General features: G+C 34.3%; 10 protein-coding genes, 1 tRNA gene and 1 pseudogene (1 of these 12 only partly in view). 2 read left to right on the plus strand and 10 right to left on the minus strand.

Features of this window, described 5'->3' with window-relative positions; all coding sequences use genetic code 11:
* Positions 1-93 precede the first annotated feature (93 nt).
* A complete protein-coding gene (locus tag OLM52_RS05945; RefSeq protein WP_264550220.1) occupies positions 94-954 on the plus strand; it encodes an alpha/beta hydrolase in 861 nt (286 codons plus the stop codon).
* 119 nt (positions 955-1,073) lie between these two features.
* Here OLM52_RS05945 and OLM52_RS05950 read toward each other — a convergent pair.
* From OLM52_RS05950 to OLM52_RS05995, 10 genes and pseudogenes are all read right to left on the minus strand, one after another.
* Positions 1,074-1,315: pseudogene (locus OLM52_RS05950) on the minus strand (GIY-YIG nuclease family protein).
* 53 nt (positions 1,316-1,368) lie between these two features.
* Positions 1,369-1,446 (minus strand) — tRNA-Val (locus OLM52_RS05955).
* A gap of 79 nt (positions 1,447-1,525) precedes the next feature.
* Entirely contained in the window at positions 1,526-2,740 is a 1,215-nt protein-coding gene (locus tag OLM52_RS05960) for a bifunctional folylpolyglutamate synthase/dihydrofolate synthase (protein WP_264550221.1), read from the minus strand.
* A 126-nt stretch (positions 2,741-2,866) separates the two neighbouring features.
* Positions 2,867-3,280, minus strand: a complete 414-nt coding sequence (locus OLM52_RS05965; RefSeq protein WP_264550222.1) for a hypothetical protein — start codon at positions 3,278-3,280, stop codon at positions 2,867-2,869.
* 3 nt (positions 3,281-3,283) lie between these two features.
* Positions 3,284-4,075, minus strand: coding sequence for an energy transducer TonB (locus OLM52_RS05970; protein WP_264550223.1), 792 nt, complete (start codon positions 4,073-4,075; stop codon positions 3,284-3,286).
* 115 nt (positions 4,076-4,190) lie between these two features.
* Positions 4,191-4,586 (minus strand): ExbD/TolR family protein, encoded by a 396-nt coding sequence (locus OLM52_RS05975; protein ID WP_264550224.1) that lies wholly within the window; start codon positions 4,584-4,586, stop codon positions 4,191-4,193.
* Positions 4,586-5,290: a MotA/TolQ/ExbB proton channel family protein gene (locus tag OLM52_RS05980; RefSeq protein WP_264550225.1), complete on the minus strand. Its 705-nt coding sequence runs from the start codon at positions 5,288-5,290 to the stop codon at positions 4,586-4,588. Before OLM52_RS05980 ends, OLM52_RS05975 begins: the two co-directional genes overlap by 1 nt.
* 49 nt (positions 5,291-5,339) lie before the next feature.
* A complete protein-coding gene (nhaD, locus tag OLM52_RS05985; RefSeq protein WP_264550226.1) occupies positions 5,340-6,716 on the minus strand; it encodes a sodium:proton antiporter NhaD in 1,377 nt (458 codons plus the stop codon).
* A gap of 12 nt (positions 6,717-6,728) precedes the next feature.
* Positions 6,729-7,955 (minus strand): Glu/Leu/Phe/Val dehydrogenase dimerization domain-containing protein, encoded by a 1,227-nt coding sequence (locus OLM52_RS05990; protein WP_264550227.1) that lies wholly within the window; start codon positions 7,953-7,955, stop codon positions 6,729-6,731.
* A 91-nt stretch (positions 7,956-8,046) separates the two neighbouring features.
* Complete coding sequence (locus OLM52_RS05995) at positions 8,047-9,108, minus strand: anhydro-N-acetylmuramic acid kinase (protein ID WP_264550228.1); 1,062 nt, start codon at positions 9,106-9,108, stop codon at positions 8,047-8,049.
* Between the two features lie 96 nt (positions 9,109-9,204).
* On the opposite strand from OLM52_RS05995, the gene OLM52_RS06000 reads away from it, so the two are divergent.
* Positions 9,205-9,987, plus strand: the 5' portion of a protein-coding gene (locus OLM52_RS06000; RefSeq protein ID WP_264550229.1) for an acyl-CoA dehydrogenase. The gene runs 357 nt beyond the window's last position; the window shows 783 of its 1,140 coding nt (coding positions 1-783); its start codon is at positions 9,205-9,207; the stop codon falls past the right edge of the window.

The following is a 9,987-nucleotide window of genomic DNA, read 5'->3' on the forward strand; positions in this document are numbered from 1 at the left end:
TACCAATTATCAAAATTAAAATTAACTATTTTTTATAGTAAAAAAATATTTTTGAATTTGGAATAGTTGTAATTTGCATAAAATTATTTTAAAATGTCAAAAAGTAAAAATAAAGTCAAAAAAAATCTTGAAATTCCCCAAGTAATTCTGCTTACGGCAAAAATTTTACAAGCTATTTCTTCAAAACTTACCGTATTATTTGCAGCCAAACTTTTTACTACACCCATAAAACATAAAATTCCTAAAAGAGAGTATTTAATGGATCAAAATAGTACCCAAAATACTGTATTTATTCCTTCTATTCAAAAGGAAATTGTACTATACCACTATGGAAACAGTACTAAAAAAGTGCTTTTAGTACATGGTTGGTCAGGTAGAGGAACACAATTGGTTAAAATAGCAGATGAAATGCTCAAATTGGGTTACATGACCCTTAGTTTTGATGCGCCTGCACATGGAAAATCTAAAGGAAATTCATCAATTATGACTGAATTTATTGCTTCTATTTTAGAAATTGACAAGCAATATGGCCCTTTTGAATTTGCAATTGGACATTCACTTGGCGGTATGTCGGTTTTAAATGCTATAAAACAAAATCTACAAGTTAAAAAAGCGGTGATTATTGGAAGCGGTGATATTATTCAAGATATTATTGATGATTTCATCGGCAAATTAAAATTAAAACCAGAATATGGTGTAAAATTAAAAGATCATTTTGAAGCTAAATTTGGGGGTAAAATGAATGATTATTCAGCATATAAAGCCGCTGAAAAAACAGAAATACCTGTTTTAATTGTGCATGATAAAGACGATGATGATGTTTCGGTAAAAGCAGCGTACCACATTCAAAAACACTTAAAAAATTCAGAAATAATGATTACCGAAGGTTTAGGACACCGAAAAATTTTGGGGGATGATAACGTAACCCAAAAAATAATTGAATTTATAAAATAAAAAAAATAAAAAAAGCACTTCAAATGAAGTGCTTTTTTGTAGGCGATTGCTTGTTCCGAATTTCGGAAAGGGGTTCTAACCCCCGACCCTCCCGATTTCATCGGGATGCACTGAACCAGCTAAATTAATTCTTGAATTTTGATTTTACTATTCCAGTTTTTTATTTGCTTTTCTCTTTGAATAGCTTCACTTTGAGAATTAAATTCTTCATAATATACTAAAGTCCAATCGTTGGTTGACCCTGTAAAACCTTTGCTTTTTTTTGATTGTGACGAGTAATTCGTTCTGTTAAATTGGCTGTGTAACCAATATAAAATTTGTCTTTAGCAAGACTGTGGAGGATGTAAACAGTATAAGGCATATAAATTTAATTTTGGCGTATAAAAAAATCCCACATTTCTGTAGGATTTAATTTGGTGGGCGATGAGGGGTTCGAACCCCCGACCCCCTCGGTGTAAACGAGGTGCTCTGAACCAGCTGAGCTAATCGCCCCAATAAGATGCTTTACTTCCGTATTGCGAGTGCAAATATACACTGAATATTTGTTTTTGCAAGTGTTTTTAAAAAAAAATTACACAATTTCTGCAACCACAAATGTACTGCCTCCAATGTAAATTAAATCAGTTGCTATTGCCGATTTCATTGCCGCTTGATAAGCTTCTGAAACAGAATTATATACTCTACCATTTAATTCAAAAACAGCTGCTTTTTGTTGTAAATCGGTCGCATCTAATCCTCTTGAAATAGCCGGTTTGCAAAAATAATATATTGCTTTTTTTGGAAATAAAGGTAAAATTGCGTCTAAATCTTTATCGTTAACAACTCCTAAAACAATATGCAATTTGTCAAAATTATATTTTTGCACTTGATGTAATACAATTTTCAACCCATGACTATTGTGTGCCGTATCACAAACAACAAATGGCTTTTCATTCAAGATTTGCCATCTACCCAACAATCCTGTATTGTGAATTACATGTTGTAACCCTAACTTAATGTGTTCTATGGCAATATGAAATTCTGATTGCAATAATTCAATCGCCTGTAAAACTGTTTTCTTATTGTGTTCTTGATAATCACCAAGTAAAGCACAATCATAAGTAACTGGTGGATTGTCTTGCGCAAAATAAATGGGTGCAATTTCTGCTGACGCTTTTTCAAGAAAAACAGCTTTTGTTTCTGCTGTATATTCTCCAATAACAACAGGAATATTCTTTTTGATAATTCCGGCTTTCTCAAAAGCTATCTTTGCTAATGTATCGCCTAAAAACTGTGTATGATCAAAACCAATATTGGTAATTACAGCAACCAAAGGCGTAATAATGTTGGTAGAATCCAGTCTTCCTCCCATACCTACTTCAATAACAGCTACATCAACTGCTTCTTTTGCAAAATAATCAAAAGCCAAGCCAACTGTCATTTCAAAAAAACTCAACTGATTTTCTTCAAAAAAAGATTTGTTTTGAGCTATAAATTCCACTACAAATTCCTCCGAAATCATATCGCCATTAATACGAATGCGTTCGCGAAAATCTTTTAAATGAGGTGAAGTATATAGCCCAACTTTATAACCCGCTTCTTGCAAAATTGAAGCTATCATAGAAGAGGTCGAACCTTTTCCATTAGTTCCCGCCACATGTATAGATTTGAATTTTTGTTCTGGATGATTGAGCTGATGTATTAACAAATGTGTATTCGTTAAATCTTTTTTATACGCCGAAGCTCCTTGCGTTTGAAACATGGGCAACTGACTAAACATCCAATCTGTGGTTTCTTTGTAAGTCATTTAAAAATTATTGGAAACGAAAGGTTTGGTCTTTCTTGTTAACCTCACGATAGCAATCGAGCTCCCGTTTTTCGTTACAATCCAATTAAGACTCGGAATGAGTTCTTTATCGGGGTTAAAGTAAAATTAAGGCATTATAATGGCAAAAACAAAAACAATATAACCAATTTGAGTATCTGGAGCATTTGCATCTGCTTTCCAAGTAAAGGATTTAGCTTTTTCAATACACGGATTAACCAAACAGGCTGAACTGTTTGTTGTCCCTCTTGACATAGCTGCACTTATTACTCTTCCTTGCTTATTTACCACCACTTTTACGACAACTTTGCCTACTTCATCACAATCAATATCCGATATATCAAAATCTGATTTCTCTATAGTTCGACCGTTTAAATGAAGGTTCTTTGGAGCTGTACCATTTCCATAAAAACTATTCGCATAGGTTGGTCTTTCAGGCGCACCTTTTCCATAGCCATCATTATCTGTATGTTGCCCAAAAGACACTATTGAAAATAAAAAAAGTAAATAAAAAGCTTTCATATTTTACTCTCCAACTTGAAAATTAACCACCACAAAACCGATTTGAGTATCGGGTGCATTGGCATCGGCTTGCCATTTAAAGGTTTTTGCGGTTGCAATGGCAGGATTAACCAAACATGGATTTGTATTTGTTGTTCCTTGTGCGCGTTCGGCACGGATTACAGTTCCTTGTTTGTTTACCCAAATTTTCACCACAACTTTCCCTGATTCATTACAATCTTGAACTTTTTTAGAGTTCCCAGCTAACTTTCTACCAGCTAAACCCCAACCCGTACCTTTACCGGCTCCTTTTCCGTCTCCAGAACCATCACCATAAAAACTATTGGCGTACAAGCTTCCATTTTCTTTTCCTTTGTCGCCATCACCATCTTTATCGTCGCCATGACTTGTATCGCCATTGCCTTCTGTTTTTTTAGCGTTTTTGATTTTATCCAAAGCGGAATTTACTTTCTTCTTTGGTGTTTCTGTTGGTTTGGTTTCTGCTGGTTTAGTAACTGGTTTTTTCTTTTCCGTTTTTGGAAGTGTCACGGGCGCATCAGCATCTTGTGTAAGCGTTTGCTCTTCTGAGGCTTCTGGTTCGCTTTGGGCTTCTTCTTGTGTAGTCTTGGGCGGTTCTATAGGCTGAATGTCGCCACTTCCTGTATCACTTGTGCCAAAATTTACTGCAATTCCGTTTTCAGGTGGTGGATCCAAATAGGTCAATCCAAAAAAAGCAAACAAGATGAACAACACCACAAAAAAGGCAGTTGTGATGCCAAATGATTTTTTTTCTTCGGGTGTTTCTAAAAATTTCATATCTCTGTAATTTGACTACTGAAAAACGGTTGCCCTAGCCCAGATGGAAGCGACATCCTTTTTTTGCTTTCTTTAAGCAAGAAAAGATATAGCGAACAGCTGGAATAGCTGTTAATTATTTTGGACTCACAGCAATTACCATTTTTATTTGGTTTCTGTAAGCTATTTCCATCACCTGAACCACTTTTTCATGTGGCACTGATTTTTCGGCACGCAATACAATAGCTTTATCAGGAGAATTCCCTAGTAAGGCTAACAATTGAGTTTCCAAATCAGCTTCGTTTACTTGATCTTTATCAATGAAAAAATTCAAATCTTTATCAATACTCACCGAAGTACTTTTATTACTATCGGTTTTTCCTTTTGCTTTTGGCAACACCAAATCTAATGCGTTAGTGGTGACCATAGTAGAAGTTAGCATGAAAAAGATAAGCAACAAAAACACGATGTCGGTCATAGACGACATGTTGAATTCTGTTGATACTTTATTTCGTGTTTTGCCTAACTTCATTATACTGGTTCGTTTAATAAATCTAAGAAATCTACTGCATTAGCTTCCATTTGGTTGACCACTTTATTGGTTTTTACGACCAAGTGATTGTACCCAACATAAGCTATAATTCCAACAACTAAACCGACTACTGTAGTGGTCATAGCAGTATAAATACCTTCTGCTAATGCGCCAACTTCGATTTGTCCACCACCACTTGCCATTTTATGAAAGGCAAGAATCATACCAACAACTGTTCCGAGGAAACCAACCATGGGTCCGGCACCTGAAATAGTAGCCAACATACTGGTGTTTTTTTCTAACTTATACAATTCTAAGTTTCCTGCGTTTTCAATGGCAGTATTGATGTCTTCTAATGGTTTCCCAATACGAGAGATTCCTTTTTCAATTAATCTTGCTACGGGTGAATTGGTTTGAGCACATAACATTTTAGCGGCGTCAATTTTACCCGACATAATATTCATTTTGATATTATTCATGAAGCTAGAGTCTATTTTAGACGCTTTGTTAATTGCCATCAATCGTTCAAAATATAAAAACAAGGCAAAAAACAATTGAATAAAAAGAACTAACATAATTAATTGTCCTCCAACGCCACCACTTGTTAACAAACTCCACATTGATAAAGTTTGTTCTGTTGGTTGAGCTTCTGCTGCTACTTGACTTGCTACTGCTAAACTATCTACTTGAAGAAATATATTCATTGTTATTATTTAATTTATATTAAAAACGTATATATAATTGTATTATTGTTTATCGAATATAATGTTCAATAAATAGGAAAGCAAGAGCACCAGCCATAAAACCTGCAAAAGCTAACCATGTTATTTTTTTTAAATACCAAATAAAATCGATTTTTTCCATTCCCATTGCAGCTACTCCTGCAGCCGAACCGATGATTAACATACTTCCACCTGTTCCCGCAGAATAAGCAATAAAATGCCAAATTGGATTATCTAATTCATAGGTATACATTCCCATTGAAGCAGCAACTAATGGCACATTATCAATAATTGCAGATAAAACGCCTAATAATATTACTACAATATCCATGTTAGGAATAGCATTAGAAATACTTTCTGCAGCATATCTAAGTGTTCCTACTTCTTGCCCATTGATTGCACCAAAGACTAAACTTTCAAGAGCAGCAACTGACATTAAAATTCCTAAGAAGAATAAAATACTTGAAATTTCTATACGTGATAATGCTTTATGAGCTGAATATAAGTGTTTTCTGCTTTTATCAAAATTATCTTCTGGATGAATATATTCTGAAACCAACCATACAAATCCTAAACTCAACATCATTCCAACATAAGGGGGTAAATGTGTAATTGTTTTAAAAATTGGTACAAAAACAATTGCGCCTAGTCCTAACCAAAGCATGGTTTTACTACTCAATAATTTATGTGTTTCTTCGCTATTTTTAGTTTCAATTTCTTCAATATCTCCTTTAAATATTTTCATTCTTGATGCTAAAGCAAAAGGCACTACGAAGCATAAAATAGCTGGAATAATGATGTATTCTGACAACCCACCTGCTGAAACTTTTTTGGCAATCCAAAGCATTGTAGTAGTAACATCGCCAATTGGAGACCATGCCCCACCTGCGTTTGCTGCAATAACTATTAAGGAGGCATACCAAATTCGCTCTTCTCGATTTTGAACTAATTTTCTTAAAAGAGAAATCAATACAATTGTTGCTGTTAAGTTATCAATAACCGCCGATAAAATAAATCCAATAATTCCTGTTATCCACAACAACCTAATTTTACTTTTGGTTTTTACCATATCTTTCAAGACATCAAAACCCCTGTGCAAGTCAATTAATTCAACAATTGTCATTGCACCAATCAAGAAAATCAAAATTTCTGCAACTTTTCCAACATGATGTAATAATAACCCTTCAAAACCATGTTCTTGGGTATGAATATCTCCAGAATTAATATTAAAAATGGAACCATGACCATCAACAACAGAAAACCAACCTTGATGAAAACCAATTGCTAATAATGCCCACATCAATGATGCCATTAAAAGTGCTGGAACTGTTTTGTCTAATTTAAGAGGATGTTCTAATGTAATTGATAAATAACCAATTACGAAAAGTAAAATAAGTAATGCTTCCATTTTAAAAATTTATTATACAAGTTGTTTTAAAGCAATTTCAAAAGCAGTAGCGCTAATATTCTTTTTGTCAGAATTGATAGTGTGTGCATTTTGAATAGCATTTTTAATTCTATTTGAAGTGTCTGAGAAAATAGCTTCATCTGTCATTTGTACTTTTTTCTCCATGAAATAAGCAAAAACTCTTGCCATTCCACAATTTGCAATGAAATCAGGAATCAAACTCACTTTTTTATCCGTTTCTTCCATAATAGGACCAAAGAAAATGGCTGCATCTGCAAAAGGTACATTTGCACCACTTGAAATTACTTCTAATCCAGAAGCTATCATACTATCAACTTGGTCTTTTGTTACCAATCTTGAAGCGGCACATGGTGCAAAAACTTGAGCTCCAATTGACCAAATCTTTTCATTGATTTCGGCAAAAGGAATCATATGGTCAGCAACTAATTTATTGCCGTCTTTGTTTAAAAATAAAGTCTTAATTTCTTCGAAAGTATATCCGTTTTCGTTAATAATACCGCCATCTCTATCAATAATTCCAACTACTTTTGCTCCCATTTGAGCCAAATAAAAAGCAGCTGCAGAACCTACATTTCCGAAACCTTGAACAATTGCTTTTTTACCAACAATAGTTCCGCCGTAAATATCATAGTAATGACGCGCAGCTTCGGCAACACCATACCCAGTAATCATGTCGGCAACAGTATATTTTCTATTGACATCAGGAGAGAAATTAGGATTTTCAATCACTTTAATTACGCCTTGACGCAATTGTCCAATTCTATTGATTTTATCAGCTTCTGTAGGTCTAAAATGACCATTAAAAACTCCTTCTTGTGGATGCCAAACACCACAATCTTCTGTCATTGGAATTACTTCATGAATTTCATCCACATTCAAATCACCACCTGTTCCGTAGTAATTTTTTAATAACGGAGAAACCGCTTTGTACCATCTTTCTAATACCCCTTTTTTTCTTGGGTCATTAGGGTCAAAATTAATTCCAGATTTTGCACCACCAATAGCGGGTCCTGAAACTGAAAACTTTACTTCCATTGTTTTTGCTAACGAAAGTACCTCATTCATATCTAATCCTTTACGCATACGCGTTCCTCCACCAGCAGCTCCTCCTCGCAATGAGTTGATAACCGTCCATCCTTCTGCTTCTGTTTCAGGGTCTTTCCAATTAAATACGATCTCTGGTTCTTTGTTTTCAAATTTTTGTAATAAATCTTTCATTGTGTGGGTTAAAATTTTATTGGTTTTACAAATATACATATTCTGTTTAAGCCCGGAAGCCAAAACTATAATTTTTAGTTTATTATAACATTTACTTAAAGATTACTCCTGAGGAATGATTTTTCGTTGCCCCTGTTACTGAGGACAATATATTAATTTCGTTGCGCAATCGCAAGACACCTAAAAATCCAAAAATTAATGCTTCTTTAAATTGTATCGTTTGGTCATTTGGAATAATTAGTGCTGTTGTAGGTAAATAATGTTGTAAACGTGCAATCAAAAATGCATTATAAGTTCCTCCTCCAGTAATAAATAATTTGGATTGTGGCTTTGAACAAATCATAGCAATTTGCATGGCGATATGTTCTACAAAAGTGCATAGTTTGTCTTTAGATTCAATAGCAAAGGATTCCATCAAAGGAAAAATTTCTTCGTTAACGAATTCCATGCCTAATGATTTTGGATAAGGTGCTTTATAAAAGTCCAAATCATTTAATTTTTGCAATAATTCATGATGGATTGTTCCTGATTTTGCTATTCCTCCACCATCGTCGTAAGGAAAACCCAAATCATTTGCATAAAAATTCAACACGGTGTTTACTGGCGAAATATCAAAGGCAACTCGATGTCCATTTTCAGAAAATGAAACATTCGAAAATCCACCTAAATTCAAGCAATAATCATACTCCGAAAAAAGCAATTCATCTCCAATTGGCACTAAAGGGGCACCTTGACCTCCTAATTGCACATCTTGTACTCTAAAATCACAAACAATGGTGTGAGGCACTAATTCTCGAAGAATTGGAAGATTTCCTATCTGAAGTGTAAATCCGTTTTGTGGTTGGTGCAAAATCGTATGACCATGACTGCAAATCGCATCAATTGCTGTAAGATTATGGTTAGAAATAAATTCAGAAATTAGTGAAGCTAATAATTTAGTGTAGGACACATTCAATTCGTCTAATTCAGCGGGGTTAAAATGAATGGCATTTTTTAACTTTGTTAGCCATTCAGTGGGGTATGAAATGGTCTCTGATGCACAAATAGTAAAAGACCAACGCCCTGAATTATTGAATTTTATGTAAGCCAAATCAACTCCATCTAACGATGTGCCCGACATAACTCCTATAACGTTGTAGTATTCTTTAAACATGGGTTAAAATTACAAATTGTTATTGAATTTTTCCTAATAAATAGTTACATTTGGAGTCTCAAATTAAAAAATTATCAAACATTATATTTAAATAATATGGATTTTAAATTAACCGAAGAGCAAATAATGATTCAGCAAGCTGCACGAGATTTTGCTCAAACAGAATTATTACCTGGAGTTATTGAAAGAGATGAACATTCAAAATTTCCTACTGAGCAAGTAAAAATGATGGCCGAACTTGGTTTCATGGGGATGATGGTGGATCCTAAATATGGCGGAGCTGGATTAGATAGCTTATCGTATGTTTTAGCAATGGAAGAAATTGCAAAAGTAGATGCTTCTGCCGCGGTTATTATGTCAGTAAACAACTCTTTAGTTTGTGCTGGTTTAGAAAAATATGGTTCAGAAGAGCAAAAAATAAAATATTTAACACCGCTAGCAAAAGGTGAAGTAATCGGAGCTTTTTGTTTATCAGAACCAGAAGCAGGTTCAGATGCAACATCTCAAAGAACTACTGCTATTGATATGGGCGACCACTATTTAGTAAACGGAACTAAAAACTGGATTACAAACGGAGGAACTGCATCTACATATTTAGTAATTGCTCAAACGGATGCTTCAAAAGGACATAAAGGAATTAACGTACTTATTGTTGAAAAAGGAATGCCTGGTTTTGAAGTAGGTCCAAAAGAAAAGAAAATGGGAATTCGTGGTTCTGATACGCACACTTTATTATTTAATGATGTAAAAGTTCCAAAAGAAAACAGAATTGGTGAAGACGGATTCGGTTTTGCGTTCGCAATGTCAACATTAAATGGAGGAAGAATTGGAATTGCTTCTCAAGCATTAGGAATTGCGCAAGGTGCTTATGAATTAGCG

This window comes from Flavobacterium sp. N2820, assembly GCF_025947285.1.
Taxonomy (GTDB): domain Bacteria; phylum Bacteroidota; class Bacteroidia; order Flavobacteriales; family Flavobacteriaceae; genus Flavobacterium.

Bases quoted from the DNA above. Each gene is read 5' to 3' on its own strand.
- OLM52_RS05945 (WP_264550220.1), top strand. From the start codon at position 94: ATGTCAAAAAGTAAAAATAAAGTCAAAAAAAATCTTGAAATTCCCCAA.
- OLM52_RS05960 (WP_264550221.1), bottom strand. From the start codon at position 2,740: ATGACTTACAAAGAAACCACAGATTGGATGTTTAGTCAGTTGCCCATG.
- OLM52_RS05965 (WP_264550222.1), bottom strand. From the start codon at position 3,280: ATGAAAGCTTTTTATTTACTTTTTTTATTTTCAATAGTGTCTTTTGGG.
- OLM52_RS05970 (WP_264550223.1), bottom strand. From the start codon at position 4,075: ATGAAATTTTTAGAAACACCCGAAGAAAAAAAATCATTTGGCATCACA.
- OLM52_RS05975 (WP_264550224.1), bottom strand. From the start codon at position 4,586: ATGAAGTTAGGCAAAACACGAAATAAAGTATCAACAGAATTCAACATG.
- OLM52_RS05980 (WP_264550225.1), bottom strand. From the start codon at position 5,290: ATGAATATATTTCTTCAAGTAGATAGTTTAGCAGTAGCAAGTCAAGTA.
- nhaD (WP_264550226.1), bottom strand. From the start codon at position 6,716: ATGGAAGCATTACTTATTTTACTTTTCGTAATTGGTTATTTATCAATT.
- OLM52_RS05990 (WP_264550227.1), bottom strand. From the start codon at position 7,955: ATGAAAGATTTATTACAAAAATTTGAAAACAAAGAACCAGAGATCGTA.
- OLM52_RS05995 (WP_264550228.1), bottom strand. From the start codon at position 9,108: ATGTTTAAAGAATACTACAACGTTATAGGAGTTATGTCGGGCACATCG.